The sequence below is a fragment of the Streptomyces composti genome (assembly GCF_012034205.1).
Lineage (GTDB): Bacteria > Actinomycetota > Actinomycetes > Streptomycetales > Streptomycetaceae > Streptomyces > Streptomyces composti.
Genome location: NZ_JAATEM010000027.1, coordinates 61303 through 81471, shown reverse-complemented (window position 1 = coordinate 81471; position 20169 = coordinate 61303). Strand labels below are relative to the sequence as shown.

Sequence of the window (20169 nt, the reverse complement as noted above, 5' to 3'; positions counted from 1 at the left end):
CGAGGGGTGAACCCCTGTGGACGGGGCGGTGAGGCCGCGGAACGCTCACACCAGCAGGGCGAGGGCGTCACTTCTCTCCCGCAGGGACGCCAGCAGCGCGGGGATCAGATCCGCGTCCTGCGGCGCGGTGAGGTGGGCGTGGGCCACGTACGGGGGCAGCCAGAGGATGCGGTCGACCTCGGCGTTGGGGGAGAACGAACCGGCGACCGCCTCGGCCGCCCAGTAGCGCACTTCCTTGGGGCGGCCCTTCGCCAGATAGCGGACGGTGGGCAGCTCGGCGGTGGGCACGGCGGTGAAGCCGGTCTCCTCGGCGACCTCGCGCAGCGCGCCCGCCAGCGGGTCCTCGCCGCGCTTCAGCTTGCCCTTGGGCCAGGACCAGTCGTCGTACCGGGGGCGGTGGACCAGGCAGAGCTCGAGCACGCCGGTCACCGGGGAGCGGCGCCACAGCACGCACCCGGCGGCACGGACGACCAGGGAGCCGGGACGGGGGGAGCTGCCGGGGGTGCCCACGATGCGTGTGCCTCCTTGATGCGGTGCGGGTGCGGGTGCGGTGGGAGTGCCGGGTGGGTGCCGGTGCCGCACGGGGGGTACGGCGTGCCCGGTGTGTCCGGCGCGTATGCCCGGCACGCCCTTCGGCTTCCCGCGTCACGCCGTGCCGATGGCTTCCCACCGTTCCCGCTCCTCCTGCTGCCAGCAGCGCTGGAACACGTACCGGGCCGCCTCCACCTCGTGCCGCTGGTCGGCGTGCAGCACGCCGAGCGCGTACGCCGTGGCCGGGGCGATGCGCGGGGTGCGGGCCGCCTGCGCCGCCGCCGCGGCCGCCTCGGCGGCGTCCCGGTGCCGGTCCAGGGCCTCGCTCGCGGCGCGCAGCCGGGCCTCGGCGGGCGGTTCGCCGCCGGGGTGGGCGGCGAGCAGCACCTCGCGGGCGTAGCGGTGCAGCCGCAGCAGCAGCCGGGTCTGGTGCCAGGGGGTGTCCTGTGGAGGGGGTGCCGGGGCCGGGGAGAGGTCGTGGATCAGGGCCTCGGCGTTGTCCGGGCTGCCTGCCGTGACCAGCGGCAGCGCGGCCACCGCGTCGGTGAGCCGCTCCTCGGCCGCCCGGGCCAGCGGCCGCAGGTCCGCCTCGCCCGCCGCCGGGGCCAGCGGCACCTCGCTGGCCAGGACGGCCACCTTGTCGGCGAGCGCGTGGAAGCGGGACGAGTCCAGGGCCCGCAGCGCGGTGGAGTGCGCCCGGGTGCGGGCGAGGGTGAGCTGCCGGTCGAGCAGGGCGCCGGCCTTGGCGGCACCGACGGTGAGATGGCCGTCGGGGGCGGTGGCGCTGCGGGCGCCGGGGCGGAGGGGGCCGACCGTGCCGGCGCTGGTGCCTGGCGCCGGCGCCGCGTCGCTCGCGGATGCGGCGGCCACCGTCCCACCGGTGATCGTGGCGTTGGAGCCCGGCCGTCCCGCAGGGGCCTGCGCGGGCCGGACCGGGGCCGTCCGCCCGCTCGTCCCGCCGCCCGCCTGGGACGGCACCACCGGTGCACCGGACAGGCGCTGCAGCGCGTGCAGCAGGCGGTCCAGGCGGGCCGCGCAGGCGTCCTCGTGGGCCAGGGTGCCGGCGATCCAGGCCAGTTCCGGGCGCAGGGACTCGGACCACTCCGGGGCCAGCAGAGGCTGGAAGGTGTGCAGGGTGCCGCTGATGCGGCGGGCCGAGCGGCGCAGCGCCCTGGCCGCCTCGAGGCAACCGCCCGGTCCTGCCGCGCCCGCGCCGGTCTCCCGGTGCCTGCGCAGCGCGCGCAGGAACTCGGTGGCCCGGGCCCGCAGATAGCCGGTCAGGGCGTCCGCGGGGACGGGGCGGTCCCACGGGGCGGTCGGGTCAGGGTGCTGCTGAGCCACGCCGGCGCCTCCGGGCCTCGATGAGCATCTCCTGGATGTTGCGCAGGGGGTTGCCGTCCGCGTCGGTGGCGTGCCGGGTCCAGTTGCCGTCCGGGCCGAGGTGCCAGGAGGCGGTGGTGTCGGACATCCCGGTCTCCAGCAGGCGGTTGAGGGCCGCCCGGTGGGCCGGGTCGGTGACGCGGACCAGCGCCTCGATGCGCCGGTCGAGGTTGCGGTGCATCATGTCGGCGCTGCCGATCCACACCTCGGGCTCGCCGCCGTTGCCGAAGACGAACACCCGCGAGTGCTCCAGGAAGCGGCCGAGGATGGACCGCACCCGGATGTTCTCCGACAGCCCCTCGACGCCCGGCCGCAGCGCGCAGATGCCGCGCACCCAGATGTCGACCGGCACGCCCGCCTGCGATGCCCGGTAGCAGGCGTCGATGACCGCCTCGTCCACGATCGAGTTGACCTTGATCCGCACGTAGGCGGGGCGTCCGGCGCGGTGGTGCTGGGCCTCCTTCTCGATGCGGGAGATCAGGCCGTCGCGCAGTGACTTGGGCGCCACCAGCAGCCGCCGGTAGGTCTCCCGGCGGGAGTAGCCGGAGAGGCGGTTGAACAGGTCGGAGAGGTCGGCGCCGACCTGCGGGTCGGCCGTGAGCAGCCCGAGGTCCTCGTAGAGGCGGGCGGTCTTCGGGTGGTAGTTGCCGGTGCCGACGTGGCTGTAGCGCCGCAGGATGTCGCCCTCCTGACGGACCACCAGCGACAGCTTGCAGTGGGTCTTCAGACCGACCAGGCCGTAGACCACATGGCAGCCGGCCTCCTCCAGCTTGCGCGCCCACTTGATGTTGGCGTGCTCGTCGAAGCGGGCCTTGATCTCGACCAGGACCAGGACCTGCTTGCCGGACTCGGCGGCGTCGATGAGGGCGTCCACTATCGGGGAGTCGCCGGAGGTGCGGTACAGGGTCTGCTTGATGGCCAGCACGTCCGGGTCGGCCGCCGCCTGCTCCAGGAAGGCCTGCACGGAGGTGGAGAAGGAGTCGTAGGGGTGGTGCAGCAGCACGTCCCGGTTGCGCAGGGCGGCGAAGATGTCGGGCGCCGAGGCGGACTCCACCTCCGCCAGGTCCCGGTGGGTGCCTGCGACGAACTTCGGGTACTTCAGCTCGGGCCGGTCCAGGCTGTGGATGCGGAACAGACCGGTGAGGTCGAGCGGGCCCGGCAGCGGGTACACCTCGGCCTCGCTGATCTTCAGCTCGCGCACCAGCAGGTCGAGGACCTCGCGGTCGATGGACTCCTCGACCTCCAGCCGGACGGGCGGGCCGAAGCGGCGCCGCATGAGCTCCTTCTCCAGCGCCTGCAGGAGGTTCTCGGCGTCGTCCTCCTCCACCTCGAGGTCCTCGTTGCGGGTGAGCCGGAAGGCGTGGTGCTCCAGCACCTCCATGCCGGGGAACAGCTCCTCCAGGTGCGCCGCGATGACGTCCTCGATGGGCACATAGCGGCCGGGGGAGCTCTCCAGGAAGCGGGACAGCAGCGGCGGCACCTTCACCCGGGCGAAGTGCTTGTGGCCGGTGACCGGGTTGCGCACCACCACGGCCAGGTTCAGCGACAGGCCCGAGATGTACGGGAAGGGGTGCGCCGGGTCGACCGCGAGGGGGGTGAGCACCGGGAAGATCTGGTGCCGGAAGAGCGTGAAGAGCCGCGCCTGCTCCTTCTCCGTCAGCTCGTTCCAGCGGACCAGGTGGATGCCCTCCTCGGCCAGGGCCGGGGCGACGTCCTCGTGGTAGCAGGCGGCGTGCCGGGCCATCAGCTCGCGGGAGCGGGCCCAGATCATCTCCAGCACCTCGCGCGGCTGCAGCCCGGAGGCGGAGCGGGTGGCGACGCCGGTGGCGATGCGCCGCTTCAGACCGGCCACCCGGACCATGAAGAACTCGTCCAGGTTGCTGGCGAAGATCGCCAGGAAGTTGGCGCGCTCGAGCAGCGGCGTGGCCGGGTCCTCGGCGAGCTCGAGGACGCGCTCGTTGAAAGCCAGCCAGCTGCGCTCACGGTCCAGGAAACGTCCCTGCGGCAGCGGGGCGGCGCCGTCGTGCGGAGCTTCCTCGTAGCCGTCCAGGTCCGCGTCGATGTCGGGTTCGAGATCGGAGACCACGGCCGCGACGGTGTGCGGGCGGTGCGCGGCTATGGAGCCCACGGAGGGCTGGGCGTGCTGTACCTGTGCCTGGGCATTCGGCTGGCTCATGTACCCATTCTTCCGCGCCGACCCCGTCACGGGCGCGTCGGAAAGCGCGGGCGGGAGCGGTGGTGCCCCTGGGGCGTCCCCGTTCCGCCCGCCGCCCCCGCGGGGCGGCAAAGGCTCTGGCACGGTGCGATGCATTGGCCGAGCGTCGCAAGCCCGTCTGAACCGGCGGTTACGGCGACATGACGTACGGCCTGCACGGCGGTGGCCCGTACGTCCTCCACGGGGACGTCACGGGGACGGCCCGTACGCCCCGTCCTCGATGTACGGGGCGTACGCCGCCCGGCGGCACGCCTCAGGCGGTGCGGCGGCGCACCAGGCGCAGGGCCGTGACGACCAGCAGGGCGGTGAGCAGCAGAAGGATGCCCGAGGCCACCAGGTTCAGCGGCCAGGTGTGGCTCACCGGGTGGTAGTCCCGGTAGAAGGAGACCGCCTTCAGCTCGGTCAGCTCCGCCTTGCAGCCCTGGTTGAAGATGCTGGTGCAGGGTGCCGCCACGCGGTCGCCGCCGGCGGTGATGACGCCCTCCCCGGCGATGAAGCCGTCGCCCTGCGGGCCCTCGCCGAGGCCGCTGACCTTGGTGACCGTGGGCCACAGGTACGGCATCGCGGTGTGCACGGCGGCCCACAGCGCGCCCACCCCGAGCACGGTGGCGGCCAGCGCGGGCAGCGAGCGGCGCAGCAGCAGCCCGGCCAGGGCGCCGAGCGCGAGCCCGGCCAGGGCCAGGGCGACCGGGACGACGCCGCCCGCGTAGAAGGTGGCGACGTCGTGCCAGGGCTTGGCGGTGTCGATGCGGCCGTCGCCCGCCGTCCAGGCCCGGCGGTGCAGCCAGGCCAGCAGCCCGGTGGAGACGGTGATCAGCAGGGCCGGGAAGGCGAGCCGGGCGGCCAGCCAGCGGACCGGGGAGACGGCCTGGGTCCAGGCCAGGCGGACGGTGCCGGACTCCAGCTCGCGGCCGGTCAGTGCGGCGCCCGCCCAGGCGGCGACCAGGAAGGGCGCCCCCAGCACGGCGAACGTGGTGTACGTGTAGGTGTCCTTGTAGGTGAGGATCGCGTCCTGGTCGTAGGAGCAGCGCGAGCCGAAGGCGCAGGCGTTGTAGGCCTTCCAGGCCTGGGCGGCCGCGTCGGTGAGCGGGCCGCCGAGCCAGAGCAGGGCGGCGCCGGTGAGCAGCACGAACGCCGTCCAGGCGAGCGCGGCAGGGCGGTGCAGCCGCAGCAGCCAGCGCAGCTGGCGCGGGGTGCGGTGCCCTTCGGCGAGCACCGCCGGGGTGGTCAGGGTGGCGGTCACGCGGCGGCCTCCGTGGTGGTGTCGGCCGAGGAGGGGGCCTCGGGGTTGCGCAGGTAGGACAGGAGCAGCTCCTCCAGCGAGGGGGCGCAGGTGCGCCAGTCGCCGGGCAGCGGGCCTGCGGGGCGGATCAGGGCGCTGAGCTGGCGGCCGGTGGTGCGGGTCTCGACGACCCGGTGCGGGGCGAGCGTCGTTCCGGCCGGGGCGGACAGGCGGGTGTGGGCGGCGAGCACCTCGTCGATCTCGCCGGCCAGGCGGACCCGGCCGCCGCCGAGCAGCAGCAGATGGTCGCAGGAGTCCTCCAGCTCGGCGACGACGTGGGAGGACATCACGATGGTCGTGCCGTGCGCGGCGGCCTGCCCCATCAGCACGCCCATCAAGTCGTGCCGGGCCAGCGGGTCGAGGTCGGCCATGGGCTCGTCCAGGAGCAGCAGTTCGGGCCGCTTGCCGAGGGCGAGGGCGAGCGCGACCCGGGTGCGCTGCCCGCCGGAGAGGGCCCGGATGCGTTTGCCCGGGTCGAGACTGCCCGCGGCCACCACGTCGTGCGCGGTGCCCGCGTCCCAGCGGCCGGGGTTGAGGTCGGCACCCATGCGCAGCGTCTCGGCGACGGTGAGCTGCGGATACAGCGGTTTGTCCTGGTCGACGAAGCCGATGCGGGGGCGGGCGGCGGCCGGGTCGGTACCGAGCACGGTGACCGTGCCCTCGGTGGGGACGAGCAGCCCGGCGGCGAGGGCGAGCAGGGTGGACTTGCCCGCGCCGTTGGGGCCGACGACGGCGCAGACGCGTCCTGCGGGCACCCGGAACGAGCAGTCGCGCAGCGCCCACGCGTCCCGTCGTCTGCCGAAGCGCTTGGCGAGCGCGGCTGCCTCGATCGCGGGTTCGGTCATGACGGGTCTCCCTCAGCGGTCCGGTGGGGGAACTGGGTGTCGAGTACGGCGGTGAACAGCGCGGCCACGTCCTCGCGCTCCAGGCCGGCCTCGCGGGCCCGGGCCGCCCAGTCCTCGAGCTCCGCGCGCAGTGGGGAGTCGGCGGGGGCGGCGCCCAGCGAGCGCCGGACGAAGGTGCCGAGTCCGCGCCGGGCCTCGACCAGGCCCTCGCGCTCCAGTTCGCGGTAGGCCTTCAGCACGGTGTTGGGATTGACGGCGGTGGCCTCGACGACCTCGCGGGCCGTGGGCAGCTTGTCCCCCGGCATCAGCAGGCCCAGGCGCAGGGCCTGTTTGGTCTGCTGCACGATCTGGACGTAGGTGGCCACGCCGCTGCGCCGGTCGATCCGGTAGTCGACCACTCCCTGCACCACCCTTTCACTAATTAAGTAGTGAAAGGGTGGTGGAAGCCTGCCGGAAAGTCAACTGTGATCGTGTTCCGGTCACGGCGAGGTGACCGTGAGCACCCGCTGGGGCGGCCACCGGATCCCGGGTTCTCCACGGCCGTGGCTCGGGTGCGAGTGACCACGACGGCGGCGGCCGTCGTGCCGGCGAGGGCGACGGGGCCGCGGACCGCGGCAGTGCTGGTGCGACTGGTCCGGCGGACGGTGTCCTGGCGGACGCCGGGCACGGTCGTGCGAACGAAGCCGCAGCTCACCGAAGTCTGTCGTCCCCGGGGGCTCGGCTCACCGAAGTACCGGCTCACCGAAGCCTCGGCCGACCGAAGCCTCCGCTGACCGGATCCTCGGTAGGCCGGAGCCTCCGGCCTGCCGGAGCTTCCGGCCTACCGGAGCCTCCGGCCTCGCCTCGCGGCCCAACGCACCCTCACGTCTCCGTCCGGTACATCAGGTCCACCTCGTGCGTCACGAAGCCCAGCCGCTCGTACACCGACACCGCCGCCTTGTTGTCGGCGTCCACGTACAGCATCGCCGTCGGCAGGCCCAGCCCCGCCAGATGGCGCAGCCCGATCGTGGTGAGCGCCTTGCCGAGGCCGCTGCCCTGGGCCTCCGGGCTCACCCCGAGCACGTACACCTCGCCCAGCCGCTCCTCGGCGTGCACCTTGGTCCAGTGGAAGCCGACGATCCGGCCCTCCCGTTCGGCGAGGAAGAAGCCCTGCGGGTCGAACCAGGGCTCGGCCTTGCGGTCGTCGAGGTCGCGCTGGGTGAGGGAGCCCTGCTCGGGATGGTGGGCGAAGGCGGCCGCGTTCACCGCAAGCCAGGCCGCGTCGTCCTGGCCGGGCACGAAGGTGCGGATGGTCACGCCCTCCGGCAGCACCGGGTCCGGCAGGTCGAGACCGGCCAACGGGCGCCGCATCTGACGCAGTTCGCGGAAGAGGGTGAGACCGAGGACCTGCGCCAGGTGCCGGGCGGCGGCGTGGCCGCCGTGCGCCCACACCCGCAGCCGCTTGCCGGAGGCGGCGAGCAGCGCGGCCCCCAGTGCCCGACCGTGCCCGTGCCCGCGGTGCGAGGGATGCACGACGAGCTCCGCGGCCGGCGGCTCCACCGGGTCGGTGTCCTCCAGCTGGGCGTATCCGACGAGTTCGTCGTCGACGGTGAGCAGCAGATGGGAGACGCCCTCCCGCTCGCCGCCGCGCAGCTGAAGCCGTCCCTGCTCGGACACCGCCTGCTGTCCGTCGACGGCGGCGGCCTGTTCGAGCAGGGCGAGCACCGCCTCGACCTGCTCCGGGGAGAGCGCGGTGCAGGTCTGGAGCGAGCGGGGGCGGCCGGGCCGTGCGATGTCGTCGCTGGTCATGCGTACGAGGGTAAAGCCAGGCCCGCGCAGAACGGCCGGTATCGCCCGCCGGGAAATCGGCCGGCCGCGCTCCGTGAAAGATAAACCGGGATGTAACCCCGAAACCCCTGTCGCGCTACGCGCGTTGACTCTAGGCTGCGCCCCGACCCACTCAGACCCACAGGGGGGCGTATGCCAGCCACATCCCCGGCGCACCCGCGCCGCAGACGCCGTACCACCCGTCTTCTCGCGACCGCCGCCGGAGTCCTCACCGCCGGTGCGCTGGCCGCGGCGGCCCTGCCCGGGTCGGCCAACGCGGGCGAACAGCACGCGAACAAGGGCAAGCACGGCCACCCCGGCCGCTACCAGGACATCCAGCTTCTGTCCTTCAACGACCTGCACGGCAACCTGGAGCCTCCGACCGGCTCCTCGGGCCGGGTCACCGAACTCCAGCCGGACGGCAGCACGACGACCATCGACGCGGGCGGTGCCGAGTACCTCGCCACCCACCTGCGCGAGGCCCGCAAGGGCCACCGCTACTCCATCACCGCGGCCGGCGGCGACATGGTCGGTGCCTCCCCGCTCATCAGCGGCCTCTTCCACGACGAGCCCACCATCGAGGCGCTCAACAAGCTCGACCTGGACGTCACCTCCGTCGGCAACCACGAGTTCGACGAGGGTGCCAAGGAACTGAGCCGGCTGCAGAAGGGCGGCTGCCACCCCACCGACGGCTGCTACACCGACAAGAAGTTCAAGGGCGCCGACTTCCCGTACCTGGCCGCCAACGTCCTGGACGAGAAGACCAAGAAGCCCATCCTCAAGCCCTACTGGGTGTGGAAGAAGCAGGGCGTCAAGGTCGGCTTCATCGGCGTGACCCTCGAGGGCACCCCGGACATCGTCTCGGCGGAGGGCGTCAAGGGCCTGTCCTTCAAGGACGAGGTCGAGACGATCAACAAGTACGCCAAGGAGCTGCGCCGCAAGGGCGTGAAGTCCATCGTGGCGCTCATCCACGAGGGCGGCTTCCCGGCGTCGGAGTCGTACAACTACGACTGCGACTCCCCGGGTGCGGGCGACGGCATCTCCGGCCCGATCACCGACATCGCCAAGAACGTCACCTCCGAGGTGGACGCGCTGGTCACCGGCCACACCCACGCGGCCTACGTGTGCACCGTCCCCGACCCGGCGGGCAAGCCGCGCATGGTGACCTCGGCCGCGTCCTTCGGCCGTCTCTACACCGACACCACGCTGACCTACGACCGCGCGACCGGTGACATCGTGCGCACGGCCGTGAAGTCCGCCAACCACGTGGTCACCCGGGACGTGCCCAAGGCGCCGGACATGACCAGGCTGATCGACAAGTGGAACACCCTGGCCGCCCCGATCGGCAACCGCCCCGTCGGCTACATCTCCGCCGACATCGGCAACACCGGCACCGAGTCCCCGCTCGGCGACCTGATCGCCGACGCCCAGCTGACCTACGCCAAGACGCTGGACGCCGAGGCCGACCTGGCGCTGATGAACCCCGGCGGCATCCGGGCCCCGCTGACCTACGCGGCGCAGTCCGGTGAGGGCGACGGAGTGGTGACCTACGCCGAGGCGTTCACGGTCCAGCCGTTCGCCAACACCGTCAACCTCCAGGACCTCACCGGTGCCCAGCTCATCCAGGTGCTCAAGGAGCAGGTGAGCGGCGCCAACGAGGCGGCGCCGAAGATCCTGCAGGTCTCCGACGGCTTCACCTACACCCTCGACCTGACGAAGTCGGGCGCCGACCGCGTCGTCACCGACTCCATCAGGCTCAACGGCCAGCCGATCGACGAGTCCGCCACCTACCGCGTCGCGATGAACAGCTTCCTCGCGGGCGGCGGCGACAACTTCCCGACCCTGGCCGAGGGCACCAACCCGCTGGTCGGGGACGACGACCTGAAGGCCCTGGAGCAGTACCTGACGGCCAACTCCTCGCCCACCAGCCCGATCGCCCCGCCGAAGGCGGACCGGATCACGGTCGTGAACTAGCCCGCCACGCACGGGACGACCGCGCGACAACCCTGGCGCCCTCGACGGGCCCGCCGAGAGACCGAGGCCGGAGGACTTCCCTCCCGGCGCTCGTCCCCTCCTGCCGGACCCGTCGGGGGCGCCGTGCCGTGTCAGGGGCCCACGTGCACATACGGAGCCCACAGCACGGGGGCGTCCGGCCGGGCGGCGCGCAGCCGCAGCAGCACCTCGTGGGCGGCGGCCGCGGGCGGGGCCCCCGAGGCCAGGGCTTCGTAGATGCGGTCCGTCGCCTGCGGGGCGCGGGTGTCGCTCACCGGCCAGAGCGTCGCGATGACGTGGCGGAACCCGGCGGTCTGCAGCGCGCCGGCGACATGGGCCGCCTCGTCCGCGAGATCGGGATCACCGAGGGCGGTCTCACAGGCCGAGAGGACCGCCAGCTCCGCTCTCTCGCAGCGCAGGGCGGCGATGTCGGCGGCCGTCAGCGGGGCACTGTCCGCTTCCTCCGCGTCCCAGCAGTACAGCGCGGCCCCGCCCCGGCCCGGCGGGCGCTGCTCGGCGTGGCCCGCGAAGTGGAACCACGAGCAGCGGGGCAGCTCGGCGAGGATCTGCCGGCGGGTGGCCTGCGGACCGGTGAGGGGCACCGCCGGAGCAAGATGCCGCGTCAGTCTCGCCACTTCGTCGTGCACATGGGGCAACGGCCGGTCACCGCTCGCGACATGGGGGACGGAGGCGAGCAGGAGCCGGGGCGGCCACTGCTGGGCGGGCCGGGAACGGGCCGCGAGCAGTGCCCGGACCGTGGGGGTGTACGAGGAGAGGCAGTGATCGGCGACACAGGTGCCGTCCGGCAGCATCGCCGCGTGCAGGGGGAGGAAGGAGAGCTGCCCGGTGAGGCACCACCAGAGGCGGGAGGCAGCGCCCTGGTCGCCCGAGCCGTCCCGGAAGAGGGGCTCCACCCGGTGCAGCCGCTCCAGCACGGGTGAGGCGATGTGGCGCCCCAGCCAGCCGAGGACGTCGAGGAACAGCGGGTGTGCCTCGGGCGGATCCTCCTCCAGCAGCTTCTGCGCCCTGCTCAGCAGCCTCGTCTGCCGGGTCACGGCCGCGCGGTCCACGTCCGGAAGCCGGACGTGCTCGAGACCGCGCTCAGAGGTGATGATCAGCGCGTCGCCGCGCGACTCCGCGATGTTCACGACGACCACCGGACCGTGTGCGCCGGCCCGCGCGAGTCGCTGCCAGGAGGGCGGACGGAGGAAGTCGGCGAACCCCTCGGCCCGCCGGATCTCGTCCACCAGCGCATCCCAGCGCCGGTTCAGACGCTGCCGTTCGTCCGCGTCGAGAGCCGCTGCCGCCACACCCGCGGGAGCGGCCGGTCTCCCGTCCGGGACGGTGCCGGGAACGGCCGCACCGGTGTCCAGCCGGGCGCGGATGCTGTTGAGTTCATGCACCTTCTCGCGGAGCGGCTCGGGAACCTCGCGGGCGAGCAACGCCGTACCCGCCCGTTCGTTGTGCGCCTGCCGCATCAGTACGCCCCGGCCCTCCTCCAGGAGTTCGACCGCGAGGAACTTCTCGCCGAGGTCGAGGGCCGTCGCGGCGGCCTCGCCGGCCAGCTGGAAGACCGACGTCGCCAGCACATGCGCGCGGTCGTCGTGCGGCAGGCCGTGCCAGGCGGCGAGCGGCAGCAACCCCATCGCCGCGCGGTAGCCGGACAGCGCCTGCCGGGCATCGCCCAGCAGCGCGTGGCTGCGCGCGTATCCGTACGCTGCGGGCAGCCGGTGCCCCGCCGGCAGGACCGTGCTGTGCATGCCCTGCTCGTACAGCGCCGCAGCCCTCCTCAGGAACCGGGCGTTTCCCGTCGCCTGCCACCGGGTGAAGCAGGTCACCGCCTGCGCCGCCAGGTAGGCGCCGAGGTCGGCGTTGCCGCGCGGCAGGTGTGCGACGGCGCGGCGGTAGGCCCGTTCACTGCGCCGCAGTTCCCGCTGCGCCCCCGTCGCCTCGTAGCGGAGCCGGTGCAGTTCCCCGGCCAGGCCGTACGTCCGGGCCCGCAGGGTGGACCGGTCGTGCCGTCCGGGCCGCACGGAACGCAGCGCCGCGAAGGCCGCGTCGAGACGGTCGGAGCGTCCGGTGAGCCGGGCCAGCGTGGCCAGCGTGGCGGCCAGCAGGAACCTCGACTCCATGACCGCCGTCGCCCGGCCGGGGCCGGCCGCCGCGATCGCGGTGCGCAGGGTGTCGGCGGCCTCGGTGCCGAAGCGCTCGTCCTTGGTGCGTACGTACAGGTCGTTGAGCGAGACCGCCAGACAGCTCAGCGCGGACTCGTACATGTCCGGCTGATGGTCCCGGGCCAGGGCCACGGCTCTTCGGTACAGGTCGACCGACATGCGCAGGTCCGCGAGCGTGTCGAGGGCGGAGAACCGGCCGTGCAGCGCCCGGGCCACGGCGATGAGCAGAGCGATCGACTGGAACGGCTCGGTGTCCTCCGTCAGCCCGGGGCTCCCCAGGCGCACTGCTTCGTCGAGGTGCCTCAGGTCGGCCGTGCCGTCCGCCAGGTCGGTGAGGAAGTCGACGAGGGTGGCGAGGTAGGCGATGCGGTGGGGTTCCGCGGGGGGAGGGTCCAGAGCGGCCTGGCGGAGGCACCGCTCGGCTTCCGCGACGAGGTCGGGCCGAGCGGGCCAGTCCTCGAACAGACGCAGTGCCTGGGCCAGGCTGACCCGGTACAAGGTGTGGCGCGGATCGGAGGGCGGACTGGTCGCCTCGACCGCGAGCCGCAGCAGGGCCACGGCACAGTGCACCAGCATCATGGGAGCACCGAGGCCCGCCAGGCCCGCGCCGGCGTCGTCGGAGGACGGGGCAGGTCCGGACCGGCCCTCGTCGGCGTCGGCCCCCAGGGCCTTGCGTGCTCCGGCCAGAAGGCTCATGGCGTGGCGGGCCCAGGCCTCGGGACCGCCCTCGAGGAGCCCGGTGCGTGACCGTTCGCCGTTATCCCGCGGAGGCAGGCAGGAGAGGAGCTCCTCGGGCACGGCATCGGGGTAGTCGTCCGCCAGGAGCAGGAAGTAGGCCACGGCCGTGCCGAGTTCGGCGGAGGCGTCCTCCTGGTCGAGCCACTCGCCACGGAACCAGCGGGTGCAGGCGATCAGATGCACGGACGGCAGGTCGAGGGCGCGGCCCGGCTCCTCGGGTCGGGACAGCACGATGCCCGTGGCGACCCGGGAGACGAGGGTGAGTGTGTCGTCGGCGAGCAGAGGAGCGTCGGCCCGGGGCTGTCCTGTGTAGTCGTCGAGACGTTCCCGGAGCAGATGCTGCGCCGCTGTGCGGGAGTCCGGCTCGTCGGTCATCGGCGTCGCCTTCCGCAGGTGCCCGCCCTCGCGCACGCCGGCGTTGCGAGCGCGGCCGCTCCGGCCGCCGACCAGACGGGCGCGGGCTCGCGCAGGGCCACGTCGAGTCCGATCATGGGGGCATCTTTCCCCTCCGGCGCGGTGGCAATGCCGTTGCCCGCCAGGAGCGGTGGCGCGCGACGCGCGCCCGGGCCGGTACCGGGGCGAGGCGGCCCGGGCATCCTGGCCGGGCCGGGCCTCGGTCCCGATCCGGGGGGCCCACGGCCTGATGCGCACGTACGGGCCCACGCCACCCGGCGGCCGGCGACGGTGCGGGCACAGGCGCTGATCACCACGGAGATCGGCGGAACGTCCGCACCGCCGGCCGGCCTCGTCCCGGCACAGCTGCTGCAGCACGGCGGGGCCTCTGCCCGAGGGGCCCCGCGACACGAACGGCGGCGCCGGAATCCCTTCCGGCGCCGCCGCTGCCATGTCCGCGCTGTGCGGGGTTCCTACGGCTGCTCATCGCTTCTCAGCGTGTCCGTCCCCCGGCTCCCCGGCTCACTTCGGCCAGTAGACCCAGCCGGAGCAGCCCACGTGGTCCTCGCAGACCCGGAACTGCTTGATCGGGGAGCTGTACGTGGCCCAGGGACCCCAGTCGCCCTTGGCCCCGTTGCCGTCCCACTGAGAGACATGCGCACCGTTGGCCAGATACGCGTCGGCGTAGACCCCGTTGCCGTCGCGCTCACCGTCGAAGGCCCGCATCGAGTACTGCGTGGCCTGTGCACGGTCCGACCCGTGGCTGACGGTGGTGACGGCCGACGCCGACGTGGCGGTGGTGATGGCCAGGAGTGCGGCACCGCCGAGAACGGTCGCGGTTCTCAGCAGATTTCTCACTGCCGGTTTCACTCGTTTCCCCCTTGCTCGTTGCGTTCAGCTTGAGCGTGGTCGGGGGCAAAGCTATGGAGCCCCAGGGCCCGCATACCAGCCCCGATTGCGCCATTTCATCCGTTGAAAGCCGGACTTGTTCGCTCTCGCGTGCGCCCGCCCTCATGACCGGAACCCGATCACCCCGAACCCCGGCCGGGCCGCCGCAAGCCGCATCCACCCGAGGCACTGCATCACGGCCTCCACCACCTCCGGCTCGAGCGGCGGCGCCTCCCCCGAGGCGTCGACGGCCCGCTTGGTCTCCTCGAACTGCTCCAGCGCCCGCGCGACGGCCTGCGGTGTCCACTCACCGCACCCCGGCATGTCGGTGTACGGCAGCGGCGCCGGCAGATCCGCATCACTGAACTTCTCCACGGACACCGCCGTCACGCCCAGTGCCGCGAGCCCGTCGTCCACCACCGAGAGCCAGCTGCCCCGGTGCGGAGTGAAACAGGAGTTGTCCAGGAAGGACCCGGTGAGCGAGCACAACCGCCGGTAGGCGTAGCCGTACTGGAAGGCGTGCTCCCTCTTCTCGCTGAACGGCCCCCCGTGCACGACCGCGCACAGCGCCTCGTACGCCGTCGGAGCGCCCTCGGCGATCAGATGCTTGAAGTAGTCGTCGTCCCGCTCCAGGTCGTCTCCGAAGTTGCTGCGTATGACCTCCAGCAACTGCTCGTCACGGGAACCGACGAGTGCCCGGGTGGCGGCGACATCCAGCAGGTAGACGCTCAGCGAAGAACTCATACGGCCCACCGTAGGGGTGGGGACTGACAGCGCCCGTCGCCTTCCCAAGAGGCGTGACGTGCACGCCAGTTGTGGCGGCTCGTGGACGTCGACACGCCGGACCGCCGGGTGGACGAAGTGTCGTCTGCCACGGTGCGTTCGTGAACAACAGTGTGATCTCCCGCGTATAGGGCTCCGATCGCGCCAACTCGCCTGTCCCACATTGCGTTTGCAACCGAGCGTGCGCCAGGATGTTCGAGATCATGAGGCGCAGGTGACGCACGGGGGTGAAGCATGAAGTTCGACATGGGGGCGACGACCCTGTCGAATCTCGGGAAGAGCACGGTCGGTTCGGTCGACGATCTGGGCACGCTGATCCGATGGCTGATCCAGGCGGCAGAGCCGCTCGAAGGGAAGTTCAACGGGGCGGGCAAGGCGGCGTTCGACCGGTTCAAGCTGCATGCGGACGAGATCACCAGCGACCTGAACAGCTCTCTCCACGCGATCCTGGGCGGCCAGGTGGGCATGGACACCGCATTCGGCACCGGTGATCAGGAGCTGGAGACCAACGCCCACCAGAACATGGGCGCGGCGAACTTCGACGCGGCCCGCTTCGGCGCGCGCTGACACCGGCCATAACGCTTCTGCGTTCAACGTAAATGTTTTCAAGGGGGAATCCGGTATGGGTCAGAACCTGGACCGCCGCTCATACGACACCGCCGCCTCGGGTGAGGTGCAGATCAGCCTGCAGGGAGTCATCGGCCAGCTCGAGCGCGTCCTGACCGATCGCGACCGCGCCGTGAAGGCGGCGATGGCCGACTTCACCGCCGACGGTGTCGCCGACGAGTACCACGGCAAGGAGAAGCGCTGGCACCGTGCGGCCGGCGAGGTGCGGGAGATCATCCGGCTCGTCCGCACCACGATGGAGCAGAACGACGGGACCGCGCAGACGACGCTGGCCAGGGCGCGCGCGGCGGTGGACAACATCGGCTGAGGCGTGCCCGCCGGGGGCGCAGCACAGCCAGAACAACGGGGAATTCGAGGACTGACGCATGCCGGGATGGGACGTATCCCCGTCCGGGGTCGGAATCGTGGTCTCTCATGTGGGGGACGTGATGAAGGTCCTGGACGAAATTGTTCAGGCGTACGGGAAAGACCTGCAGGGCGCGGCCACCGCGGCGGGGACCCTTGCACCGGGTGGTGCCCAGGGGGAGCACAAGGGGCAGGGCGGGATCGTGGCCGCCGCGCTCGCCGAGTTCATGGTGGGCACCGCAGACGAACTCCAGTTCATCGGAACGCGGGTGAGCCGGTCCGTCAACGGTGCGGTGGAGGCCACCGCCGCGTACCAGCGGGGCGATCTGGAGATGGCGGCCGAGCTGCAGCACCGGGCGGCCGGTGTCGAGAGGCCCGACATGCCCGGTGGCTGGAAGGCGGGCAGGCTGTGATCAAGCCCGAAGCGATACCGCAGTTCACGGGTGATCTCAGTCAGCTCGATCAGCACACGGACGCGCTGATGACGGAGGCGGACGGCATCCGGCAGGCGGGCGGAGAGGCGCATCGGCAGTTCCAGGGACTGGCGGCCTTCTACAAGGCACCGGAGGCGGAACAGCTCTTCGCCTCGACCAAGCCGGCCAGCGATGCGGCCGACGCCTTCGCCGACAAGGTCGACAAGGTGGCGGACGCGCTGCGGACGTACGCCACCGAGGTCGCTCCGATCATCAAGAAGCTGAAGCAGCTGCAGGTCGATGCTGCGACGTTCGTCGCGGGCCTGAAGAGCGAGAACGGTGAGTTCGACGAGAACTGGAACAAGGACGAGGCGAAGGTCGAAGAGCATCAGGCCCTGCTGCACGAGGTGAATGCCGCCCAGGCCGAGTTCACGGCAGCGGAGATCGCCTGTGCCAACAAGATCAGTGCGCTGGTCGGTGGCACGCAGTACCGGATGATCACCGGCGACAGGCAGATCAAATGGTTCCATGAGAAGTTCTACGGCTACAGCGCCGAAGTGCTGGACCAAGCCGAAGAACTGCCCTGGGGCACGCCCGTCACCGAACGCCACGACTGGTGGGATCCCGAGGACTTGGGCTACTACGCCAAGAGTTTTGTCTGGGACGGGTTCATCGTCGACGGAGTGTGGGGGACGGTCGAGGGGATCGGCACGCTCGTCGGTTTCGACGGTTCCCATCAGGCGAAGCAGGCATGGGAGGGGATCTTCCGGGCCCTCATCGGCACGGAGGTCTACCTCATGGAGGCCGGCGGCCAGAAGCCCAGCGGGGTCCTGGGGACCAAGTACGCGCAGGAAAGCAAGCTCTACGCCAAGGAGTTCGGCAAGAGCCTGGTGGCGTGGGACATGTGGGAGGAGAACCCTGCTCGCGCCACCGGCACGGTTGTCTTCAATCTGCTCACCCTGGGTGTGGGACCGCTCAAGGCCGCCTCCGCCAGCCGGGCGGGAACAGCCGCCCGAGCAGCAGCGGCAGCCGCCAAGGTGGGCGAGGTGATCGACCCGATCGGTGCCGCGTTCAAGGTGACCGGCGCCGCGGTGCCGCGGATAGCACAGGTCACGCAGAGCCTGCGCGGCATGAACACGATCCCGGAGGTCCGCACCCCGACCAGCGTCCTGCAATTCACCGACGACACGGGACGTTCCGTTCTCGTCATCGAGAACGGCGAGTTCGTCGTCATGAAGGACGGCAAGGTCGTCACGGACGCGCCTGTGAGGGAACGTTCCGTCACCCTGCAGGAGGAGCCGCTCGGGCGCACGCCTGTCCGTGACGAGGAGCTCGTGCCGGTCGGGGCAGCTTCGCGGACCACGGAGGCCACGGCTCGTGCAGGAGTTGATGGCGGGCCCTCTGGCGAGGGGGACTCCACCGCGGCGGGCGGCAGCCGAAGTGAGCGTCCGGGTCACGCAGCGGCGGCGGCGCCCGTGGGCGAGGGTGCTGCTCGCGCCAGTGCCTCACAGTCAGGCGGTGGCGGCGGCGGTGAAGCTGCCGGCGTGGGTGGCCGTGGAGGCACCGGTTCCCATGGGTCGGGTGCGGCCGGCGACGGTGCCATCGCCGCCGGCGGGGACGATGGCGGTCGCGTGGGTGCCGGCCTTCCGGCCAGTCGGCAAGACATCAAGCGGCCCAGCTTCATGCGTGAGGGGCCAAATCCTTATGGGCCCCCTGGTTCGCTGACCCGGGAGCAGATAGAAGCGATCCAGGTGTACCGAGCGAATCATGAACCTGGGTATTTCGAGAAGTACTACAACAAAAAGGGGTGGCGTAAGAGGCTGGAAGTACGCGACGAGAGCGGATTCACGCCTCCGCAGCTTGCCCAGATCACTCCCGACGGGCCTTGGCTTCTGGCCAAGGACACGCCAGCCGCTCCAGAGCCCCATTTCCTGGACGACGACTATGTGTCAGTGGGGGCGGACACCGTCAGCAGTGCCGGCCGACGTCAGCTCCTGGAAGATGCGACCCGGGAGCGCCATTTCGCGGTTCAGTGGGACAACATCGTCAAGGAGCTCAAGGGAAGAACCGAACGCGCTCACGAGGTTCATGGGACGCCTGAAACAGCCGCTGAGTGGGGCGAAGCGCGAGGAACCTTCAAGGAGTCCCACACCGCAATGCGCGACGCCTCGGAGGAGTTCGGCGAACAAATCGCCAGGCACCACTACATGGCGGAGCGGTACCCGGACTTCGAAGAGCAGCCACTTCTGGGTCCCAAGAACGGGAATGATCAGTTTGACCAGGTGTGGAAGCATGCCGATGGTCGAATAGTCGTCATCGAGGCAAAGGGTGGCGTCCGGACCGATCTAGGGTCACGTAAACTGCCTGACGGTCGTGCTGTTTCCCAGGGGAGTCGAGAATACTTCCAGGACATTCTCGAGTACATGAAAATGCGTGGTGAGGTCAAGCTGGTCCGGGATATCGAGAAGGCGCTGAGACAGGGCAAGCTGGAGTACGTCGTTGTCAAGGGCCAGATCAACTCCGGGACGTACACTGGGTATGCGTATCGTCGGTTCGACATCAGCAAGGGGACTCTCTCGTGACCGTACACATTGCTCGGCATGAGCTGCTTCTGGACATCGGTGCCGAGCGGCTCGCGGAGCAGTTGGGAACGTATCTGATCGAATCGATCGACGATCTCGAAGAGTCGACGGCGGTCATCGATTCCACTTTCAATACCGCCGTGATGCACCTGCGCGCGCGCTGTCTCCTTGACCCGACAGCCGACATGGTTGAGACGTGGGAAGCTGCCGTCACGGCCATGCAGGTAGGCGCGGCGCTCTTCACCGCGACGGGGAGTGAGAACGGTCATTTCGAGTGCCGAATTCACCACAAGGTACGCAGGCTGCCGTACAACGGACCGCTCTCGACCGCGAAGGCGGGGGCCTGGCTGACTGCGTTCTGGCTGGCTGTCATCTGCCGCGACGCGCAGCGAATGGCGCAACTGTGTGAGGTGCCCTTGGAGCGCCTGCGGGCGCCGGAAGGTCAGTACGACGAGTACATCTATCACTGGGTCGACACACTGCAGACCTATTGGTTGCGTCGGCCGGGGATTGTCGAGAAGCTCACGGCGACGCTTGAGGCATCAAATCCTGCTGTGGCCCGCATTGCGCCGCCCGATCTTCTGGAAGGGATTCTCTACCCGCCGATCAACCTCTTTTATCACTTCGTGCGCAGGGACGAGGCCGGCTTCAGCCCCGCCTTGGAAGAGGCGCTGAAACGGCACCGTCAGTACTGGACGCTGACGGAGGAGAGGGCAGGGCACATTGACGGCGCCATCGCCCTCGGCCCTCTCGCCATCGCCTGCTGGGCGCACGACGGCGGCCTTCCCATCAATGTCGAGTCGGAGTACCTCCCGCAGCACCTTCTCCAGCGTGACTGGTACGGCGAGTTCCCCACATGACCGCGCAGGACTACGACAACCAGCTTCTCGAATCCGTGGCCGTGCGGCGGCGGAGGTTGCGGGATGCGCTGCTCTTCGGGCCGCTGCGGCAGCGAAGGACGTTCGACGAGCGGTTGGGGAAGCTGTTCGCCGGCATCGTGATCGCCGCGGTGGCGTGTGCCGGGTGCGTCGGGTGGTCCTTCATCTCGCATCGGGTGATGAAGGAAGGGCCCTACGCATCCCCCACGGGACCGCAGTCCGTGCCGTCCGCCTCGCCGTCCAGCAGCCCAACTTCCCGATGATAGGTTCGAATACGTGATAGCCGCGGGGTCCCTG

At 71.1% G+C, this 20169-nt stretch carries 17 protein-coding genes; 7 read left to right on the top strand and 10 right to left on the bottom strand.

Annotated features, from left to right (window positions below):
• Nucleotides 1-45: 45 nt before the first annotated feature.
• The 7 genes from HCJ93_RS21980 to mshD form a co-directional block, all read right to left on the bottom strand.
• Nucleotides 46-510, bottom strand: a complete 465-nt coding sequence (locus tag HCJ93_RS21980; RefSeq protein WP_309141475.1) for an NUDIX hydrolase — start codon at nucleotides 508-510, stop codon at nucleotides 46-48.
• A 135-nt stretch (nucleotides 511-645) separates the two neighbouring features.
• Nucleotides 646-1872: a CHAD domain-containing protein gene (locus HCJ93_RS21975; RefSeq protein ID WP_167997495.1), complete on the bottom strand. Its 1227-nt coding sequence runs from the start codon at nucleotides 1870-1872 to the stop codon at nucleotides 646-648.
• Complete coding sequence (locus tag HCJ93_RS21970) at nucleotides 1853-4087, bottom strand: RNA degradosome polyphosphate kinase (protein WP_167997494.1); 2235 nt, start codon at nucleotides 4085-4087, stop codon at nucleotides 1853-1855. Before HCJ93_RS21970 ends, HCJ93_RS21975 begins: the two co-directional genes overlap by 20 nt.
• A gap of 292 nt (nucleotides 4088-4379) precedes the next feature.
• A complete protein-coding gene (locus tag HCJ93_RS21965; protein WP_167997493.1) occupies nucleotides 4380-5369 on the bottom strand; it encodes an ABC-2 membrane transporter-related protein in 990 nt (329 codons plus the stop codon).
• Complete coding sequence (locus HCJ93_RS21960) at nucleotides 5366-6253, bottom strand: ABC transporter ATP-binding protein (RefSeq protein ID WP_167997492.1); 888 nt, start codon at nucleotides 6251-6253, stop codon at nucleotides 5366-5368. Before HCJ93_RS21960 ends, HCJ93_RS21965 begins: the two co-directional genes overlap by 4 nt.
• On the bottom strand, nucleotides 6250-6651 hold the full coding sequence (locus HCJ93_RS21955; RefSeq protein ID WP_167997526.1) for a GntR family transcriptional regulator: 402 nt from the start codon (nucleotides 6649-6651) through the stop codon (nucleotides 6250-6252). Before HCJ93_RS21955 ends, HCJ93_RS21960 begins: the two co-directional genes overlap by 4 nt.
• Before the next feature lie 463 nt (nucleotides 6652-7114).
• Nucleotides 7115-8041: a mycothiol synthase gene (gene mshD / locus HCJ93_RS21950; RefSeq protein ID WP_167997491.1), complete on the bottom strand. Its 927-nt coding sequence runs from the start codon at nucleotides 8039-8041 to the stop codon at nucleotides 7115-7117.
• Between the two features lie 171 nt (nucleotides 8042-8212).
• Between mshD and HCJ93_RS21945 the strand changes: the two genes are divergently transcribed.
• On the top strand, nucleotides 8213-10033 hold the full coding sequence (locus tag HCJ93_RS21945; RefSeq protein WP_167997490.1) for a bifunctional metallophosphatase/5'-nucleotidase: 1821 nt from the start codon (nucleotides 8213-8215) through the stop codon (nucleotides 10031-10033).
• Nucleotides 10034-10164: 131 nt separating this feature from the next.
• Here HCJ93_RS21945 and HCJ93_RS21940 read toward each other — a convergent pair whose 3' ends face one another.
• The 3 genes from HCJ93_RS21940 to HCJ93_RS21930 form a co-directional block, all read right to left on the bottom strand.
• The gene (locus HCJ93_RS21940) at nucleotides 10165-13338 is read right to left on the bottom strand and encodes a CHAT domain-containing protein (protein ID WP_167997489.1); all 3174 of its coding nucleotides are present in this window, start codon (nucleotides 13336-13338) and stop codon (nucleotides 10165-10167) included.
• Nucleotides 13339-13878: 540 nt separating this feature from the next.
• Nucleotides 13879-14214, bottom strand: a complete 336-nt coding sequence (locus HCJ93_RS21935) for a hypothetical protein (RefSeq protein WP_167997488.1) — start codon at nucleotides 14212-14214, stop codon at nucleotides 13879-13881.
• A 153-nt stretch (nucleotides 14215-14367) separates the two neighbouring features.
• Nucleotides 14368-14988 carry a DUF7691 family protein gene (locus tag HCJ93_RS21930; protein ID WP_167997487.1) on the bottom strand — a complete coding sequence of 207 codons (621 nt, stop codon included), beginning with the start codon at nucleotides 14986-14988 and terminating at the stop codon, nucleotides 14368-14370.
• Between the two features lie 273 nt (nucleotides 14989-15261).
• Here HCJ93_RS21930 and HCJ93_RS21925 point away from each other — a divergent pair, with 273 nt between their 5' ends.
• From HCJ93_RS21925 to HCJ93_RS21900, 6 genes are read left to right on the top strand one after another with little or no spacing between them, the layout of a single operon-like run.
• A complete protein-coding gene (locus tag HCJ93_RS21925; protein WP_167997486.1) occupies nucleotides 15262-15594 on the top strand; it encodes a hypothetical protein in 333 nt (110 codons plus the stop codon).
• 55 nt (nucleotides 15595-15649) lie between these two features.
• Nucleotides 15650-15961: a pore-forming ESAT-6 family protein gene (locus HCJ93_RS21920; RefSeq protein WP_167997485.1), complete on the top strand. Its 312-nt coding sequence runs from the start codon at nucleotides 15650-15652 to the stop codon at nucleotides 15959-15961.
• A 58-nt stretch (nucleotides 15962-16019) separates the two neighbouring features.
• A complete protein-coding gene (locus HCJ93_RS21915) occupies nucleotides 16020-16412 on the top strand; it encodes a DUF6507 family protein (protein WP_167997484.1) in 393 nt (130 codons plus the stop codon).
• Nucleotides 16409-18994 carry a hypothetical protein gene (locus tag HCJ93_RS21910; RefSeq protein WP_167997483.1) on the top strand — a complete coding sequence of 862 codons (2586 nt, stop codon included), beginning with the start codon at nucleotides 16409-16411 and terminating at the stop codon, nucleotides 18992-18994. Before HCJ93_RS21915 ends, HCJ93_RS21910 begins: the two co-directional genes overlap by 4 nt.
• Nucleotides 18991-19854: an immunity 49 family protein gene (locus HCJ93_RS21905; RefSeq protein WP_309141473.1), complete on the top strand. Its 864-nt coding sequence runs from the start codon at nucleotides 18991-18993 to the stop codon at nucleotides 19852-19854. The genes HCJ93_RS21910 and HCJ93_RS21905 overlap by 4 nt, the downstream gene beginning before the upstream one ends.
• Nucleotides 19851-20135: a hypothetical protein gene (locus HCJ93_RS21900; protein WP_167997482.1), complete on the top strand. Its 285-nt coding sequence runs from the start codon at nucleotides 19851-19853 to the stop codon at nucleotides 20133-20135. The genes HCJ93_RS21905 and HCJ93_RS21900 overlap by 4 nt, the downstream gene beginning before the upstream one ends.
• The last annotated feature ends 34 nt before the right edge of the window (nucleotides 20136-20169 follow it).

Bases quoted from the DNA above. Each gene is read 5' to 3' on its own strand.
- HCJ93_RS21930 (WP_167997487.1), bottom strand. From the start codon at position 14,988: ATGAGTTCTTCGCTGAGCGTCTACCTGCTGGATGTCGCCGCCACCCGG.
- HCJ93_RS21900 (WP_167997482.1), top strand. From the start codon at position 19,851: ATGACCGCGCAGGACTACGACAACCAGCTTCTCGAATCCGTGGCCGTG.
- mshD (WP_167997491.1), bottom strand. From the start codon at position 8,041: ATGACCAGCGACGACATCGCACGGCCCGGCCGCCCCCGCTCGCTCCAG.
- HCJ93_RS21940 (WP_167997489.1), bottom strand. From the start codon at position 13,338: ATGACCGACGAGCCGGACTCCCGCACAGCGGCGCAGCATCTGCTCCGG.
- HCJ93_RS21945 (WP_167997490.1), top strand. From the start codon at position 8,213: ATGCCAGCCACATCCCCGGCGCACCCGCGCCGCAGACGCCGTACCACC.
- HCJ93_RS21915 (WP_167997484.1), top strand. From the start codon at position 16,020: ATGCCGGGATGGGACGTATCCCCGTCCGGGGTCGGAATCGTGGTCTCT.
- HCJ93_RS21920 (WP_167997485.1), top strand. From the start codon at position 15,650: ATGGGTCAGAACCTGGACCGCCGCTCATACGACACCGCCGCCTCGGGT.
- HCJ93_RS21960 (WP_167997492.1), bottom strand. From the start codon at position 6,253: ATGACCGAACCCGCGATCGAGGCAGCCGCGCTCGCCAAGCGCTTCGGC.
- HCJ93_RS21970 (WP_167997494.1), bottom strand. From the start codon at position 4,087: ATGAGCCAGCCGAATGCCCAGGCACAGGTACAGCACGCCCAGCCCTCC.
- HCJ93_RS21925 (WP_167997486.1), top strand. From the start codon at position 15,262: ATGAAGTTCGACATGGGGGCGACGACCCTGTCGAATCTCGGGAAGAGC.